The 16790-nt window shown below is 64.4% G+C and carries 17 protein-coding genes and 1 riboswitch; of the genes, 4 read left to right on the forward strand and 13 right to left on the reverse strand.

Annotated features, from left to right (window positions below; translation table 11 throughout):
- Window positions 1-43: 43 nt before the first annotated feature.
- On the reverse strand, window positions 44-484 hold the full coding sequence (locus tag G7Y29_RS07340) for an SAV_6107 family HEPN domain-containing protein (protein WP_165002646.1): 441 nt from the start codon (window positions 482-484) through the stop codon (window positions 44-46).
- Between the two features lie 157 nt (window positions 485-641).
- Here G7Y29_RS07340 and G7Y29_RS07345 point away from each other — a divergent pair, with 157 nt between their 5' ends.
- The 3 genes from G7Y29_RS07345 to G7Y29_RS07355 are packed head-to-tail and all read left to right on the forward strand — an operon-like array spanning window position 642 to window position 3818.
- A complete protein-coding gene (locus tag G7Y29_RS07345) occupies window positions 642-1220 on the forward strand; it encodes a GNAT family N-acetyltransferase (RefSeq protein WP_165002647.1) in 579 nt (192 codons plus the stop codon).
- Between the two features lie 47 nt (window positions 1221-1267).
- A complete protein-coding gene (locus G7Y29_RS07350; protein ID WP_196820131.1) occupies window positions 1268-2374 on the forward strand; it encodes a polyprenyl synthetase family protein in 1107 nt (368 codons plus the stop codon).
- On the forward strand, window positions 2367-3818 hold the full coding sequence (locus G7Y29_RS07355; RefSeq protein WP_165002648.1) for an alpha-(1->6)-mannopyranosyltransferase A: 1452 nt from the start codon (window positions 2367-2369) through the stop codon (window positions 3816-3818). Before G7Y29_RS07350 ends, G7Y29_RS07355 begins: the two co-directional genes overlap by 8 nt.
- Here G7Y29_RS07355 and G7Y29_RS07360 read toward each other — a convergent pair.
- Entirely contained in the window at window positions 3790-4158 is a 369-nt protein-coding gene (locus G7Y29_RS07360) for an Rv2175c family DNA-binding protein (protein WP_249399720.1), read from the reverse strand. The genes G7Y29_RS07355 and G7Y29_RS07360 overlap by 29 nt on opposite strands.
- Before the next feature lie 70 nt (window positions 4159-4228).
- Here G7Y29_RS07360 and G7Y29_RS07365 point away from each other — a divergent pair, with 70 nt between their 5' ends.
- Window positions 4229-5479 (forward strand): protein kinase domain-containing protein, encoded by a 1251-nt coding sequence (locus tag G7Y29_RS07365; protein ID WP_165002650.1) that lies wholly within the window; start codon window positions 4229-4231, stop codon window positions 5477-5479.
- Between the two features lie 29 nt (window positions 5480-5508).
- On the opposite strand, the gene G7Y29_RS07370 is transcribed toward G7Y29_RS07365, so the two are convergent.
- From G7Y29_RS07370 to qcrC, 11 genes are all read right to left on the reverse strand, one after another.
- On the reverse strand, window positions 5509-6897 hold the full coding sequence (locus tag G7Y29_RS07370; protein WP_165002651.1) for a class II 3-deoxy-7-phosphoheptulonate synthase: 1389 nt from the start codon (window positions 6895-6897) through the stop codon (window positions 5509-5511).
- A gap of 59 nt (window positions 6898-6956) precedes the next feature.
- Window positions 6957-7490 carry a polyadenylate-specific 3'-exoribonuclease AS gene (locus G7Y29_RS07375; protein WP_165002797.1) on the reverse strand — a complete coding sequence of 178 codons (534 nt, stop codon included), beginning with the start codon at window positions 7488-7490 and terminating at the stop codon, window positions 6957-6959.
- Between the two features lie 5 nt (window positions 7491-7495).
- Window positions 7496-7699: a hypothetical protein gene (locus tag G7Y29_RS07380; RefSeq protein ID WP_165002652.1), complete on the reverse strand. Its 204-nt coding sequence runs from the start codon at window positions 7697-7699 to the stop codon at window positions 7496-7498.
- Window positions 7700-7714: 15 nt separating this feature from the next.
- Window positions 7715-8452 (reverse strand): lysophospholipid acyltransferase family protein, encoded by a 738-nt coding sequence (locus tag G7Y29_RS07385; protein ID WP_165002653.1) that lies wholly within the window; start codon window positions 8450-8452, stop codon window positions 7715-7717.
- On the reverse strand, window positions 8446-9429 hold the full coding sequence (locus G7Y29_RS07390; RefSeq protein WP_165002654.1) for an ROK family protein: 984 nt from the start codon (window positions 9427-9429) through the stop codon (window positions 8446-8448). Before G7Y29_RS07390 ends, G7Y29_RS07385 begins: the two co-directional genes overlap by 7 nt.
- Window positions 9430-9440: 11 nt before the next feature.
- Window positions 9441-10580 (reverse strand): glycosyltransferase family 4 protein, encoded by a 1140-nt coding sequence (locus G7Y29_RS07395; protein ID WP_165002655.1) that lies wholly within the window; start codon window positions 10578-10580, stop codon window positions 9441-9443.
- A 1-nt stretch (window position 10581) separates the two neighbouring features.
- A complete protein-coding gene (locus G7Y29_RS07400) occupies window positions 10582-11613 on the reverse strand; it encodes a C40 family peptidase (RefSeq protein ID WP_165002656.1) in 1032 nt (343 codons plus the stop codon).
- A gap of 139 nt (window positions 11614-11752) precedes the next feature.
- Complete coding sequence (locus G7Y29_RS07405) at window positions 11753-12502, reverse strand: C40 family peptidase (protein ID WP_165002657.1); 750 nt, start codon at window positions 12500-12502, stop codon at window positions 11753-11755.
- A 12-nt stretch (window positions 12503-12514) separates the two neighbouring features.
- Window positions 12515-12716, reverse strand: a riboswitch (cyclic di-AMP (ydaO/yuaA leader).
- A gap of 366 nt (window positions 12717-13082) precedes the next feature.
- Entirely contained in the window at window positions 13083-14720 is a 1638-nt protein-coding gene (gene qcrB, locus G7Y29_RS07410; protein ID WP_165002658.1) for a cytochrome bc1 complex cytochrome b subunit, read from the reverse strand.
- A complete protein-coding gene (gene qcrA, locus G7Y29_RS07415) occupies window positions 14720-15943 on the reverse strand; it encodes a cytochrome bc1 complex Rieske iron-sulfur subunit (protein WP_165002659.1) in 1224 nt (407 codons plus the stop codon). The genes qcrB and qcrA overlap by 1 nt, the downstream gene beginning before the upstream one ends.
- On the reverse strand, window positions 15940-16788 hold the full coding sequence (gene qcrC / locus G7Y29_RS07420; RefSeq protein ID WP_165002799.1) for a cytochrome bc1 complex diheme cytochrome c subunit: 849 nt from the start codon (window positions 16786-16788) through the stop codon (window positions 15940-15942). The genes qcrA and qcrC overlap by 4 nt, the downstream gene beginning before the upstream one ends.
- Window positions 16789-16790: the final 2 nt, after the last annotated feature.

A 16790-nucleotide genomic window follows, 5' to 3' on the forward strand; every position in this document is an offset into this window, starting at 1 on the left:
TTCCTGACCGTCGCGCGCTTCCCCGCAGACAGCACACTTCCGATCACGCCACCAGCGTTACCCCGGTCACCCCAGGAGTCGAGTCCTCCAGGAACTGGCTCGTCAACTCGATGAGAGTCCGGACCGCGTGAGGGTCTGGGTTGGCCTCGATACCGGAGACAACGCGGCCGCGTTCCCGGGAGTACGCCGAGAACGCCGCCGCCCATTCCTTACCGCGGTCCGAGGTTAGGGCGAGCTTCTCCCACGCGCTCGTGGGTAACCGCTTTCGCTTCTGTATGACTGGCGAATCGGCGTTGACCGACCCTGCCACCCGCAATGCCGCGCGATACGAATTCTCCAGGGCCACATCGAACGCCCCTAGGTCGAAATCCTCCTTCGCCTGGGCGAGAAGAGCGTACGCGGAACTAAGAAATGCGTCGCGCTGCGACATGCCGGCGCCGGAACCGAGAACGGAGTTGGTGGTTGCTGACACGATGCTGTTCATGGGGTTGCCTCCCAGCTTGTAGGTTTACTCTTTTGTTGGCCACAGACTAAAACGCACGTTCGACATGCAACACTCAGCGTTAGAACATATGTTCGCCTTTAGGTCCGATTCGCTGGAATCCGCACACCTAGGCGAGCGCGCGTGGTTCCATAGAGGCGTGACTGTGTCCATTCGCCGCCTCAGCGGGCCCGAGTTCGTTCTCCTAGCCCCCGACCTCGTCGACATCTACCTCTCAGCAATGGGTTACAACCCCGAGATCCGGATGCAACGAATTGCGGTGTGGCGCAGGGAAATTGTCTGGCCGGGGTTCACGGCAGTGGTGGCCGTCGAGGTTGACGGTGGCGAGGAGCGCATCGTCGGTATCGCGTACGGTTTCCTCGGTAGCAGAGACCGTTGGTGGGACCAGCAGCTACTGCAGGGCCTACGCCGTCACGGCGGCCCGACTACCCAACACCGGGAGATGATGAACAATTACTTCGAGGTAGCGGAGGTGCATGTGGACCCCTCCCGCCAGGGGGCAGGCATCGGACGATCTCTGCTTACCGAGCTGCTATGGAACGCTCCTGCGCGGTGGGCCCTCCTCTCCACGCCCGAGGTCCCCAACGAATCCAATAACGCCTTCGGCCTGTACCGCAAGCTCGGTTTCGCGGACATCCTGCGCGACTTCCTATACACAGGCGATGCCCGCCCATTCGCCATTCTGGGCCGCGAATTGCCGCTCGATCCTGCCGGGTAGGGTTGGTGTGGAACAATTCTGACGCTTGAAGGCACGTGGAGGTAGTCGTGGCCGTGAATCCGAGTCAAACCACGGAGGGTGCGTCGCGTCTGTCTGACATCCCCGCCCAAGTCGAGCGCGCGCTGGAGACATTCCTCGACGAACGCCGGCCCGACGTGGAGAAGATCGGGGCGCCCGTCGCCGAATCGGCCGCGCACCTGCGCGATTTCGTCCTCGGCGGGGGAAAGCGTATCCGCCCGCTCTACGCGTGGGCAGGTTTCATCGGCGCCGGTGGCACACAGTCGGAGGATCCGGCAGCCGTCCTTCGTGCGGTCAGCTCGCTCGAACTCATCCAGGCCTGCGCGCTAATTCACGACGACATCATCGACGCCTCCGACACCCGCCGCGGCAACCCCACCGTGCACCGCGCTATCGAGGCCAGCCACCGCAGCAGCAACCTGTTCGGCGATGCCGCAGTTTACGGCCGCAACGCTTCCATCCTCATCGGCGATCTCGCCCTGATCTGGGCGGAGGACATGTGGCGCTACTCGGGTGTGAGCGAGGCGGCTCTGCACCGCGCTGCGGAGCCGTGGCGCGGTATGCGCACCGAGGTCATCGGGGGCCAGCTGCTGGACATCGCCCTCGAGGCGGCAGCCGACGAGTCCGTGGATATGGCAGACAAGGTCAACCGCTATAAAACCGCCGCGTACACCATCGAGCGCCCGCTCCACCTCGGCGCGGCGCTCGCCGGGGCACCTGCGGCGACGGTCGAAGCCTTCCGCGGGTACGGCCGCGACATCGGGATCGCCTTCCAGCTTCGCGACGACCTGCTTGGCGTGTTCGGTGACGAGACCGTGACCGGCAAACCCGCAGGCGACGACTTGCGGGAAGGCAAGCGCACCGTACTGTTCGCCACAGCCCTGGCCCGCCTCGACTCCACCAATCCCGAGGCGGCCGAGTTGCTGCGCTCGCGCGTCGGCCGCGCGACGGACCCGGATGAACTGAACCAGCTGGCGGCGCTGGTGGAATCCAGCGGCGCTGTGGAGGACGTCGAAAAGCGGATAACGAGCCTGACCGCATCTGGTCTCGCGCGGATCAGCGAGGCGGGAATCGACGGCGCGGTTGCGGAGACGCTGCGCGACCTGGCCATCCGCGCCACCAAGCGCCGTGCCTAGATCCGTCTGGCTCGGGTTCGTCGCCGGGCTCATGGTTGCCATCGGCTCCTTCGGCGCGGGTGCCACCCGCAACCGTGGCGGGGTCCTGCGCGAGCTCGGCCTGGGCCACCTCATGTTCGGCCACGGCCGCTCGATCATGGACGTGATACTCACGGTCGGAATCGGCGGGCTCGTTGGGGCGTGGGTATGGCTCGGGCGCGACCTGACACGGCAGCGCGCGGCTTCGACTGCGGTCGAGCGCGCGACGTGGCTGTGGACGCTGGCGCTTGCCTTCGCCGCGCCGGTGCTCTCCCGCGACGTGTACTCCTACCTCATGCAGGGCGCGATGCTTCGCGACGGCTTCGACCCCTACACCGAAGGGGCCGCGGTCAACCCCGGCCCGTACCTCTACGAGGTCAGCCACGACTGGCGCAACACCACAACGCCCTACGGCCCGCTGCACTTGTGGATCGGTGAACGGGTCACCGGCATCGTCGGTGACAACGTGACGCTCGGCCTCGTCGTGTACAAGTTCATCACCCTCGCCGGGTTCCTGGCCGTTATCTGGGCCGTGCCGCGCATCGCGACCTCCCTCGGCGGCAACCCGGCCCTCGCCCTGTGGCTCGGGGTGGCCAACCCGGTGATGCTTCTACACATGATCGGCGGGATGCACAACGAGGCGGTCATGGTGGGCCTCGTCAGCGTCGGGCTGGTGTTGTGCCTGCGCAACCGCTTCGTCGCGGGAATCGCGCTGATCAGCCTCGCGGTGTCGCTGAAAGCCACCGCAGCGATCGCGCTGCCGTTCGTCGTGTGGATGGCGTACAACCGCCGCCGCAGCGAGCAGCACAGCCGGGCCCGCAACTTCGGAGTGTTCCTGCTCGTCGGCGCCGGGTCCGTGGCGTTGACCATGCTCGTTTTGGCTGCCGTGACTCTGCTCTCCGGTTCGTCCTGGGGATGGGTTGCGGAAATCTCCGGCAACTCCAAAGTGGTCAACCCCCTCGCAGGGCCGACCCTCGTCGCAGATGCGTTCACTCCATTCGCCCAGCTTTTCAACGAACACTTCCGTTACAACGCCGCGCTCACGCTGGCGCGCACGATCGGTTCCGTGCTCATGCTCGCGGGGCTGGCTCTGACGTGGTTTGTGTTCCGGCGCAAAGACCGGGAGGCGGTCGCAGGCATCGCGTGCGCGTACGCGGTCGCCTTCGTCACCAACGCGGTGACGTTCCCGTGGTACTACGCTTCGCTGCTGACGCTGCTCGGCACCTTCAGCACCCCGACGTGGGTGCGCAGGCTAACCGTTTTCCTCTCAGTTGTCACCGCGCTCGCGTTCACCGGCGGCGGCAACCACCGCTTCTACGACGGCTGGTTTCTTCTCGTGGCAGCCGTGTCCGCGTGGGTGGCGGCGGAATGGGTATACCCGCGGGTGGCGGCGGGCGCTAAAACGCCATCGCCTGCGCGCGCCTGATCACTTCGCGTGCGCCGTGCCCGTGGAGCGCGTCCACGGGCCGCCCGGGAAGTGATTCGTCCGGGGTGAACAGGTAGTGGAGGATCTCGTCTTCACCGTAGCCGCCGTCGTGGAGCACCATGATTGCTCCCCCGACGAACTTGGATAGCTCACCGCCCTCGCCGAGCAGCAGAGAGGGGACGTACTTGACACCGTCCCTGCGGTAGACCAGCAGCTTGTGGGCGCCGATGAGGTCGTGCACCTTAGTGACGGGGACATCGAGGTATTCGGCGACATCCGGCAAGGGCATGAGCTCTTCGTCGGCAAGCAAGCTATCTAGGTCAATGTTCGGCGTAGTCACATAGGACACCTTACCCGCGCGACGAATGCGGGTTGGCCCCCAGTAGTGTGCGTCGACCATACTGGACTACATGACTCAGCTCGCCGTGGGTGACTACCTGGACAACCGCTACGTGATCGACCGCCCGATCGCCCGCGGCGGCATGTCCACGGTGTACCGCTGCCTCGACGCGCGCCTCGGCCGCGAGGTCGCCGCCAAGGTGATGGACGAGCGTTACGTGCACGACCGCATCTTTCTCAGCCGCTTTCAGCGCGAGGCGCGCGCGATGGCTCAGCTGTCGCACCCCAACCTGGTCAACGTCTACGACTTCTCACACGAGGGCGACCAGGTCTTTCTCATCATGGAGCTCATCACCGGCGGCACTTTGCGAGAGCTTCTCGCGGAGCGTGGCCCGATGCCACCCCACGCTGCGGCTGTGGTGATGCGTGCAACGCTGACCGGCCTGTCCATTGCGCACCGCAAGGGCATGGTTCACCGCGACATCAAGCCGGACAATATCCTGATCAACTCGGACCACCGGGTCAAGCTCGCGGACTTCGGCCTCGTGCGCGCCGCGGCTGACTCATCTCACTCGACGGACCAGATCGTCGGCACCGTCAGCTACCTCTCCCCCGAGCAGGTCGACGGCAGTTCCATGACGCAGGCGTCCGACGTCTACTCAGCCGGCATCGTTCTGTTCGAGCTGCTGACGGGCACCGTCCCGTTCTCCGGGGACACCCCTCTGGCCCACGCGTACGCGCGCTTGAGCCGGGATGTACCGGCGGCGTCGTCACGCATTGAGGGTGTGCCAAAGCTTTTCGACGAGCTGGTGGCCACCGCCACCTCCAGAAACCCCCGCGATCGGTTCGAGGACGCCGCCGAGTTCCTGGCCGCGCTCGACGACGTTGCCCGGGAGTTGAACCTCCCCGACTACGTCGTCCCCGTCCCCACCAATTCGGCGGCGAACCGGGCCGCCGCTTACCCGACGTCGGTGACCGCGCTGAATACACCCCCGCCCGAGCCGGCTGCACGAGCGTTCGAGGAGCGCTTGTTTCCCGATGAACCCGCGGGAAGCACCCGGGTGGTGGGCGCGACCCCCGCGCCGCTGGCACCCCCTGTGCGGCCGGTAACCGCTCCCCCGGTTCCCGCGCGCGTTGCTCCGCGCGATCCGGCTCAGCAGGTCGCCCCACGGCCGGCACCTCCCAAGCCTGTAAGTAACCGCAATGCGCTGGCCACGACAATCTTCGTGGCAATCGCGGCGCTGCTCGTCGCGGCAGTCGCCGTCGGATCGTGGTGGTTTGGCTCGGGCAAGTACGGCGAACTCCCCGCCCTCATCGTGTGAGGCGGGGAGTTAGCGGGACCCGTTAGGCGCTAGTAACGCAGCATCTCGGCAACGAGGAAGGCCAACTCGAGGGCCTGCTCGGTGTTGAGGCGCGGGTCACAGGCGGACTCGTAGCGGCCGGGCAGATCCAAGTCGGTGATGTCTTGAGCGCCGCCGAGGCATTCGGTGACGTTTTCGCCGGTGAGCTCGATGTGGATTCCACCCGGGTGCGTCCCCAGCTCGCGGTGGACCTCAAAGAAGCCCTGTGCCTCGTCGATGATCTTGTCGAAATGGCGGGTCTTGTACCCGTTCGAGGCGGTGAAGGTGTTGCCGTGCATCGGGTCGGACTGCCAGACCACCTTGTGGCCCGACGCCTCGACGGCGTTGACGATGCCCGGCAGCACGCGGCGGACATTGTCGTGGCCCATGCGGATCACCATGGTCAGTCGCCCCGGCTCGCGGTTCGGATCGAGCTTGTCCGCATAGGCCACGGCCTCTTCGGGCGTCACCTTCGGGCCGAGCTTGATTCCGATCGGGTTGTTGATCATGGCGGCGAAGTTGACGTGGAAGTCATCCATGCCGCGAGTGCGCTCGCCGATCCAGAGCTGGTGAGCGGAGAGGTCGTAGAGCTTGGTCTCGCCTTTGCTGTCCTCAGCCAGACGGAGCATGGCACGCTCGTAGTCAACAAGCAGCGCCTCGTGGGAAGCGTAAATCTCACTGGTGCGCAGATGCTCGTCGTTGACACCGCAGGCGTTCATGAACGCGAGTGAGCGGGAAATTTCCCGGGCAAGGGCCTCGTAGCGTGCCCCGGCCGGCGAGGCCGCGACGAATTGGCGGTTCCAATCGTTGATGTGGTTCAGGTCCGCTGTGCCCGAAGACGTCAGCGCTCGAACCAGGTTCATCGCCGCGGAGGCGTTTGCGTAGGCACGGACCATGCGCGCGGGGTCGTGGCGGCGGGCTTCCGGAGTCGGTTCGACCCCGTTGACAATGTCACCGCGGTAATTGGGAAGGCCGTTAGCGTCTAGGTCGGACGAGCGGGGCTTGGCGTACTGGCCCGCGATGCGGCCCAGTTTCACCACCGGCATCGACGCACCGTACGTCAGCACCGCCGCCATCTGCAGCAGCGTGCGCACGTTGGCGCGGATGTGAGGCTCGGTGTTGGACTCAAAGGTCTCGGCGCAGTCGCCTCCCTGGAGGAGGAACGCCCTGCCCAGGGCGACGTCGGCAAGCTGCTCTTTGAGCACCTCGATTTCGGGCGCGAGCACGACGGGCGGGACGGACTCGAGGATCTTGCGGACGTAACCGGCCTCGTTCGAGTCCCATGTCGGCTGCTGCTTGGCGTCGCGCGAGATGACGTCCTGGAACCTCTCGTTCAGGTCTCCCGGCAGCGGAGGGAGATCAGGCAGAACGTCTTTGGGGATGTCGATAGTCCAACTCACCCCTTAAGTTCTAGCACGCGAGAGGGACATTTGAAACCCCAGGTCACGCGGAGACCAATTCACTGGGTGGAATCCTCCTCCCGCCGCGTGGAAACCCGGCCAGTCTTGTCCAAGGGTAAAATCTCGCGGCAGACCTTGAACTTCGCTAGGTTGTGGCGGGCGTCGACAAGCGCATCGTGGTTGCCTTTGGGCAAGCTCGGCAGCTTGGGCCTGCCCGCCATCTCCCAGTATTGCTTGAGCTCGCGGGTAAACCGCGGTAGCGCCTTGGGCAACCCGCTCATGTCACCCCACAGCTGGGCGAGCACGACGTGGTCGTACGCCCCCACCCACGCCCACAGCTCCGGCTCCCCCGTTCCCGCGGTCAGGAACTCCAGAACGTCCTGCCTGATCGCGGATGTCGATTTCCATTCCGCGCTTGCGGGGCTGGGGAGTTTGTCAAGCACGTTGTCGCGCACCCAGCGGTTGGCTTTCGGCGCCTCGAAGTCCGTGGACACAGCGTAGTACTCGCGTCCGTCCTCGGCCACAATGCCGATCGAGACCAGATCGATGGTCGTGCCGTCCTCGATGAACTCGGTGTCGTAGAAGAATCGCACCCGGCTCACGCCCGGTCGTTCCGGTCGATTGGGTCGGCGGGCGCAGCGTCGTGCCCGCCGCGATGGCGCGGCCAGAACATCACGACGGCCACGCCGACCACCGCGAGCGGGGCGACCACGTTCATGAAGCGCCCCGTCTGGGAGGCAATGAGCACGGCGGCGACGAGCACGCAGCACAGCGCGACGCGGGTGAGGAGATCTCGGTCCATGTCGAACAATCCTATTTACAATGCTTCGGGCTTCGCGCCTTCGGGGTAACCGCGGCCCTCCTCGAGGGACTTCTTTACCTCGGAGGCGTACATGTCCACGTACGGGTACCCGCTCAAATCCTGCAACTTTTGCATCACGAAGTCGGTGAACGGGCGCATCACCTCCCGCGAGTTCGGCTCATAACCGTTCTCCCGCGCCCACTCATGGGGGCTGATGCCCTCGCCGATTTTTATCCTCACCCGCCGTGGCCGCGGAATAAACGTGCCGATGGGGTTGGCCTCGCGCGTGTCAATCATGGCAACCGGGATGACATCCACGTTGTGCTTCATGGCGATGCGCGCCATTCCCGTCCGCCCCTTGTACAACCGTCCGTCCGGGGACCGGGTGCCCTCCGGATAAAAACCCAGCAGCCTGCCTTGGTCGAAGACCTCTTTGGCCGCGCGGTCCAGGTCGGCCGCGGCCGCGGCCTCTCCGCGGTCCACGGGGATCTGTCCCGCTGCGGTGAAAAAGAAGCGCTGTACCGCGCCGAACAACCCTGGCGAGGCGAAATACTCTTTTTTGGCAGGAAACGTTATCTGGCGCCACAACATTAGCGGAAGGTAAAACGAGTCCATTACCGCCTGGTGGTTAGAGGCGAGGATTGCTGAGCCCTTGCGCGGAACGTTGTGCGCGCCCTCAACAGTGGGGCGGTTCCACAGCAAAAGCGGGGGGCCCATGATTGCTTTGAACACCACGTACCACTTGTTCAGCATGCTTTGTCTCTTTCCTCAGCCAGTTCACGAGCCAAATCGGCCACACCGAGCATACCTGCATCGGGTCCTCGTTCGGCACACAAAAGCTTTGGCAGCGGGCGGTATCCAGCCCCAACGATGTCGTGGGCCATGGCTTCCCGGGCGCGGTCGAGGAAGAGGTCCGCGTCGCTGCTGACTCCCCCGCCTAGCACAATGAGCTCGGGGTCTAAGACATCCGCGACGATCGACAGGCCTTGACCGAGCCAATCCGCGAACGTAGCGACGGCCGCCCGGCCCAGAGGATCCCCGCGCCGCGCGGCCGCCATCACGTCGTGCCCGCTCGCCCGCTTGTCCACCACCGCACGGTAGAGCCCGCACCCCTTGTACCCGCCGGCCGAGGCAACCTCCACGGCGGTATCCACTAGGGCCGTGCCGGAAGCATAGCGCTCCAGGCAGCCGTGCTTGCCGCAGGAACACACGCGACCGCCCGGCACGACCGTTAAGTGACCAAACTCGGGCGCGGTGCCGAAAGAACCGCGGTAAATCTCACCGCGGTGCATCAGGGTCGCACCGATACCGGTTCCGACGGCGAAGAACACCCACGTATCGGCCTCGCGGGCCGCGCCGAAGCGGTACTCACCCCATGCCGCCGAGTTCGCATCGTGCTCGAGACGCACAGGAAGCCCGATCGCGTCTTCGAGGATGGCTTTAACCGGCGCGTCGTTGCGCCACGGCAGGTGCGGAGCGAAGCGGACCTTCTCGCAATCGGGATCGAGAAAGCCGGCGAGGGCGACACCCACCGCGGCCACCTTGTGGTCGCGGCGCAAATCCGCCACCAATCCCGTGATCGCTGCGGTCAGCTCATCCGCGTCGTGCGGAGTGTCGGTCGAGCGGGAGTCAATGATGTCCCCGTCGCCTGTCACCACCCCGGCGCGGGTATTCGTTCCGCCGATGTCGAAGCCGACCGTGAGCGGCGAGCCGTGGGATTCCGAAAGCATAGCCAACAATGTTAACCCGTCGGGCGCAGAAGACTGAACAACCTGTCACCCAGGGTCTCCCAGGAGAAGTTGCGCACCACATGCTCGCGGCCGCGCTCTCCCATCAGGCGGCGCCGCGCAGGGTCGCCCAGCAGCTCCGCAACCGCGCCTGCCACGGCCGATGCGTCCCGCCCGTCGACCACGATCCCGGTGTTCGGTGTCACCGTCTCCGGTGCACCGCCGGAATTACCGGCGACAACGGGCACCCCGCACGCCTGTGCCTCCAGGTAGACGATGCCGAGCCCCTCGACGTCCAGGCCCGCGCCCCTCGTGCGCGCAGGCATGGCAAATACATCCGCCGCGCCGACGATGTCGCGCAGATCCTCCCGCGGCACCGGGCCCGTAAACATCACCGAGTCCCCCAGCGCCTTGGCGCGTCGCCTCAAGAGACGCTCGTACGGGCCAGAACCCACGATAATGAGGCGCGCGGCGGGGAATTCAGCGAGGACGTCCGGGAGGGCGTCGATAAGCGTGTCTTGGCCCTTTCTCCGCACCAGCCGCGACGCGCACACCACAAGTGGATCCCCACCTACCCCGAGCTCCGCGCGTACCGCAACCCGCTCGGCGTTGTCGAGCGGACGGAAGAATCGCTTATCGACGCCCGATGGCAACGCCACGAACTCCACCCCCGCGCCGAACGCGCGGCGGAACCGGCGCAGGGTGTAGTCGGAGATGAAAGTCACGGTATCGGTGCCGCGACCGATGGCGGTGAGAACCTGGCGCGCCCCCGGCAGCATCGACCAACCCACCTCGTGGCCGTGCGTGGAGGCCACCACCAGCTCAGCTCCGGCGCGTTTCGCAGCCGGGCCCATCACGGCGAGCGGCGCGGCCGCTCCGAACCAGACCGTGTCTATGCCGTGTTCACGGATGATGCGCCGCATCCGCCTGACGGTGGCGGGCGTGGGCAGCATGAGCCGACGGGGCCAGCGCACCACGGTGTAAGGTGCCGCAGCGTCCCATTCTTCCGCGGCCTTCTCATCCTGCGTTGACGCGAACACAACCAGCTCGGCCGCGCCCGCGCGGCGGACGAACTCGTCGGCGAAGTCCCGCACGTACGATTGAATCCCACCCACGGTGGGCGGGAAATCATTGGTGACCAGCAGAACCGGCATGCTAGTAGCGGACTGCCCCTTGCACTGGCATCGAGTTCAAAGGCACGACCTGCACCGGGATTCCGTAGTCGGAGGCGTGCACGACCTGCCCGTTTCCGATGTACATGCCCACGTGGGTGACTCCCGGGTAGTACCCGATGATGTCACCGGGCTGCAGGTCTGACACCGGAACCGGAGTGCCCCCGGCGAGCTGGGCCTGGGAGGTGCGGGGAATGGACTTGCCGTTCTGCGCGTACGCCCACACCATCAACCCTGAACAGTCGAAGGAGTCGGGGCCCGCCGCACCCCACCCGTACGGTTTGCCCAGCTGCGCGAGCGCCGCGCCGGTAATTCCGGCACCGAACACGTTCGGGTCGAGCCGGTCTGACGAGATCGGGTTGGCCTGGTTCATCCAGGCGATCCGAGCCTCGGGCGAGAGCGCGTCGACACGACTCTCAACTTCCTGGATCCGCTTTTCAATATCCTCGCGCTCCGCCTCAAGCTGCTCGCGTTGAGCCTGCAGCTTCCCTCGAGTGTACTGCGCCTCCGCCTTCGCTACGTCGGCCGCACGGGCCGCCTCAATGACGTCCTGCGTAGAAGTACGCAGATCCTCAAGCTGGTTCTGGCGGCTGCGCGCGATGGACCCGAGGTACGAAGTTTTGTCGATTACTTCTTGCGGGGTGTCTGAGCCCAGGGTGTTCACAACGCTGTCAACCTGCAGGGTGCGGTAGGTCGAGGCGGCGACGTCGTTGACGCCCACCTGCTGAGCCTTGCGAGCGGATCGCGCCTCGTCCGCCTTCGCCTGCGCCTCGGAGACGGCTAGCGTGCTCTCGTCGAGCGCCCGCTGGGCATCCTCGATGTGAACTTCAAGCTCCTTGATCTCCTCCATCTTGGCGGTAGCCTCGTCGGAGACTGCGGAGAGTTCTTCGATCAGCGCCTCGACGTCCTCAGCATGGGCCGGTGTGAAGGTGGTTGCGACCACGGCGCCTGCGGTGGCCAGAGCGAGCGACGCGCGCGCGGCGCGCCTGCGCGGCGGGGGGGAGTGCTTTCCCACGGTGTCCTTCCGAAAATGACCTTTATAAAACTGTTACTTCACTATAGCGCCCCAGCCCGCAGATTCAAGCCGATCGAGCGGACAAAAAACCGGCCGCGTTGCCCGCTGCGGGGCCGCGGCCGGGGAGGAAGCGGGAAGCTTAGAAGCGAACCACGGAGTGGATCGGCATCATGTCCAGCGGGCGCTCACCGACTGGGATGCCGGAGTTCAGCGCGTCGATGATGGTTCCGTTGCCGGCGTAGACCGCAACGTGGGACGCGCCGCCGTAGTAGACGACGACGTCACCGGGCTGAATGTCGCTCAGTGCCACAGGCTGGCCAGCGGATGCCTGCGCCTGGGAGGTACGTGGGATGGACTTACCAGCCTGCGCGTGAACCCATGAGGTGAAACCGGAGCAGTCAAATGCGCTCGGGCCTGCGGCACCATAGACGTACGGGGAGCCGATCTTGGAGCGAGCGATGTCGACGATCTTCTGGCCGGCGGACGGCTCCTGGATTGCCGGAGCAACTTCCTCGATCGGCGCGGCTGCTGTGGCGGAGTACTGGGTCGCGGCCGGGGCGTAGCGGCTCTCCACGTCGGCAATGAACGCCGAGAAACCTGGGACGGAAGTAGCGCCCGGGATTGCCTTCACCGCAGCAATAGCGGCGGCAACGTCGCCGTCACTGTCCTGTCCGGACAGGGAGGGGATCCACATGTCGATACCCGGGATGGCTGCGATGCCGGGAACGTTTTCGATGCCCGGCACCTGGACGGAAACCGGAGAGTTAGGGATGCGGACTTCAGCCGCGTTGGCGGTGCCGGGGGCCAGAAGGGTTGCGCCGGCGATTACGGCGGAAGCCGCTGCGATATTACGTTTTGCGGACGAGATCTGGCGACGGTGCTGTGCCACGGGGATTACTCCATATCTTCTCTTGCCTACCGGGTTAGCTGTCGGGTGGGGCTTGAGAAAAGCCCTGCGCGCTCCTTGCCCCACAGAGTGGTAGGCATCCTCGCGAGCATTTACCCCAGGTGCGGCCCGAGGGCCGTTGCATTGGGTCCCCGGCTCCCCCATGTTCGCCCAGCCTTGTGCGGCGCGAACATGGGAGACTCGGCGTTATATGTTCTTGTCTGTCGTAACTTGCATCCAACGATCGTTGCCGCAATGTCTCGAGTAGGTTACGAAACTGCAACGGCCATTGTCCAATGCGACATCCGTTATCTCGCCGTTATTTTCTACTTTGGGAGAAAACCATCGTGGATCCGTCAACAAGCACGGCTCTAGCTGAGCCGCCATGTTGTAGGATTTCGTGCCCTTGACATGCCGCTACACCGTTCCGGCGGCAGACACCACACGGGTAGCGAAGAGTACGGTGTCCACCGCGAGGGTCGAGCAGTGATCTTCGACACATAGACAGTGTTATCCCCTCATATAAAAAGGAACCTTCCCGTCTGGGAAGGTTCCTTTTACTACTGCGAGCAGAAATCAGCCGTTAGTGACTGCGTCCATCGCGGGGTGTTGCGTCGCGGTCAGACGCGTCCTTGGAGGCCTCGAGGGCGCGCAGCGTCTCAACCTCCTCGTGGTGGTTTCGCTCCTCAGCTGCGCGGACGCGCTCGGTGACCCCAAGCTCCGCCGGGGAGAAGGTGCCGATGGTGTCGGAATCCGAGTAACCAAGCTGGTTCATCTGCTTTGGCACGCGGGCACCGGCGTAGTCCAGCGGGACTGGATGGCCGTGCTCGTCGACCGGTCCAAGCGGCTGGTGGATCTCCACGAATGCGCCGTTCGGAAGCTTCTTAATGACACCGGTCTCAATGCCGTGCTCCAGCACCTCCCGATCCGAACGCTGCAGACCAACGCAGATGCGGTAGGTGATGAAGTAGACCAGCGGAGGCAGGATGATCAGACCGATGCGGCCGAACCAGGTCATCGCGTTAAGCGAAATCTGGAAGAAGTGGGCCACGTGGTCGTTGCCGCCGGAAATCGTCAGAAGAAGGAAGAAGGTGATACCCATGACACCGATACCGGTGCGGACGGGCACGTCGCGCGGGCGCTGCAACAGGTTGTGATGCGCCCGGTCGCCGGTGACAGCAGCCTCGATGAACGGGTAGGCGAAGAGCAGCGCCACGAGAATGCCACACATGAGGGCCACCCAGAACGCACCGGGGATGGTGTAGTTGCCGAGGTAGAGCTCCCATGCCGGCATGACACGGGCGGCGCCATCCGTCCAGAGCATGTACACGTCCGGCTGGGAACCTGCAGAGACCTGGGACGGGTTGTAGGGACCGAGGTTCCAAATGGCGTTGATCGATGTCAGGCCCGCCATACCCGACAAGACGGCGAAAACCACGAACATGAAACCGATCGCCTTGACAGCGAAGACCGGCATGATGCGGATGCCTACGACATTGTTTTCCGTGCGACCTGGCCCGGGGAACTGGGTGTGCTTCTGGAACCAGACGAGCAACAGGTGAGCTGCGACGAGTGCCAGAATCAGGCCCGGCAGGATGAGCACGTGGAGGATGTAGAACCGGTCGAGCATAAGGTCCGACGGGAAGTCACCGCCGAAGATGGCCCAGTGCATCCAAGTGCCGATAATCGGGATGCCGACGATGATCGCGGACATGATGCGCAGGCCCACACCGGACAACAGGTCGTCCGGGAGGGAGTAGCCCATGAAGCCCTCGATCATGCCGACGAGGATCAGGGTTACACCGATGATCCAGTTCGCCTCGCGCGGACGGCGGAATGCGCCAGTGAAGAAGATGCGCAGCATGTGGGCGAACATAGACATCATGAACATGAGTGCGGCCCAGTGGTGCATCTGGCGGACGAAGAGGCCGCCGCGCACCTCGAAGGAAATATCGAGGGCCGTCGCGTACGCACGTGACATCTCGACACCGTTAAGCGGCAAGTAACCCCCGTCGTAGATCACCTTGGTAATCGACGGGTCGAAGAACAATGCTAGGTAGATACCTGTCAAGAGCAGGATAATGAAGCTATAAAGCGCCATCTCTCCGAGCATGAACGACCAGTGGGTCGGAAAGACCTTGTTCAGCTGGGGTCGCAGGAAACCAGAGACCGTGTAGCGCGAATCAATGTTGTCCGCGGCTTGTGCAAGTTTAGTGCTCATTAGGACTTACGCTCCCAGAATGCCGGGCCAACGGGCTCGATGAAGTTTCCGTTGGCAACGAGGTAACCTTCTTCGTCAACTGTCACAGGAAGCTGCGGCAGAGCACGCGCGGCCGGACCGAAGATCGGCTTGCCGTAGTGCAGCGCATCGAACTGGGACTGGTGGCACGGGCACAGGATTCGGTTGGTCTGAGCCTCGTACAACGACGTCGGGCAACCAATGTGCGTGCAGATCTTGGAGTAGGCGTAGTAATCGCCGTAGTGGAACGACTCTTGCCCTTCGCGCTCGACCACGCGCTTGGCATCATCCGTGCGGAGACGGATGAGCATCACCGCGTTGCGCGGCCCGTGCAGGGAGTGCATGTGGTTCTCGTACACGTCGCGCGTCGCCTCGTATGTATCGCCGTCATTGACGTCCTCCTCATAAAGGGGGAAGACGGTTTCCATCGATGCCGCGGCGAGATCCTCCGGGCGCATACGAACGAGCCTGGACACGCCAGCGGTGGTGTAGTGCTTACCGGCCTCACCCTCATGCAGCTCGGCGATAGCGCCGGTATCTCGGCCGAGGTAAATCTTGACGCCTTCCTCAAACTTGGTCCAACCGTGCGTCCACAAAGTGCCGTCACCGTGGTAGTTGAGCTCATGACGGGGGCGCCACGGGTTCTTGATCAGACCGCCCATCGGGGCGATGATGGTCAGGCCCGCCATGACGCCTGCCGCACCGAGCAGACCCTGCATGACCTTGCGTCGGCCGAGAGTGGAGGTCTCCCAAGCGTCGTTAAGCAGCGCGGTCGTCGTGCGGCGGTCGAGCTCGCTGGAGCGGCCGTCGTGGCGGCGCTGCACCGAGATTTCCTCGGGAACGAACTTCTTCACATACTGGATGATGGCGATGCCGAGTGATCCCAGGCCGAGCATGGAGGTAAGCCCCAGCAGCGGGGTGTAGAGCGTGTACATCCACAGGCCTTCGTCGCCGTGGAACTTCGGCTCCCACGGCCAGAACAGGTAGACGCCAAGGAAGGCGAGGCCCATGAGGACCGAGATAATCAGCCAGAGGTTGATGCCAGCTGCCGCCGACTTCTCGCGGGGATCGTCCTCTACTGGGAAGCGCTCCTTGCGGTAGGCGACGGTGACGTCGTCAAGCTCGGTGCCCAGGGCGGCAAGCTCCGCATTGTTCATGCGGTCAAGTTCCGCATCGGTGTAATTCTTCTTCACTTCATTGCTCATGAGCGCGATCCAATCCAGATTGCAGCGGCGGCGACAAGGGTGACGCCGATAATCCACATAGCCATACCCTCAGACACCGGGCCAAGTCCTCCGAGTCCCCAGCCACCCGGGCTCGGGGTTTCCTTCGAGGACTTGATGAAGGCGATGATGTCCTTCTTCTCGTCGGCGGTGAGCTGGCGGTCGGAGAACTTGGGCATGTTCTGCGGGCCGGTCAACATCGCCTGGTAGATCTCCTGCTCGTTAGCGGGATCCAGCTCAGGCGCGTACTTGCCGGACGACAGCGCGCCGCCGCGGCCGGTGAAGTTGTGGCAGGAGGCGCAGTTCAAACGGAACAGCTCACCGCCGCGGGCCACGTCGACCGCGTCGATCTGACCGTCGTAACTCTTGCCGCGCAGCTCATCCATGGCCAAGGAGCCGTCTTCGTTGTAAACGAGCTCCGGGCCACCGCCGTTGGCGGCGACATACGCGGCCATGGCAAGAGCCTGGGATTCGGTGTAGCGGGGACGCTTGCGCTCCGCCTGTGCATCGTTGGACATCATCGGCATACGTCCAGAGTTGACCTGGAAGTAGACGGCGCCCTCTCCGGTACCGATCAGGGACGGACCGCGGTCCTGAACGCCCTGGAGGTTCGCACCGTGGCAAGTGATGCAGGCGACATCGTAGATGTCCTTGCCTTCTTGAATCAGCGCTTGCTCGTCGCGCTGAGCTGTAGCCACCTGGGCATTGGGGGTCAGAGCGGTGGCCAGGAAGCCGGCACCGGTCAGACCGAAAGTCAGCGCGGCCGCGCCTGCGACAGTGCGCCGCATCTTGCGGCGGTTCCGCGTCTTCTTTGGGGTGTTTTCCATCA

This window comes from Corynebacterium qintianiae (assembly GCF_011038645.2).
In the GTDB taxonomy this organism is placed as follows: domain Bacteria; phylum Actinomycetota; class Actinomycetes; order Mycobacteriales; family Mycobacteriaceae; genus Corynebacterium; species Corynebacterium qintianiae.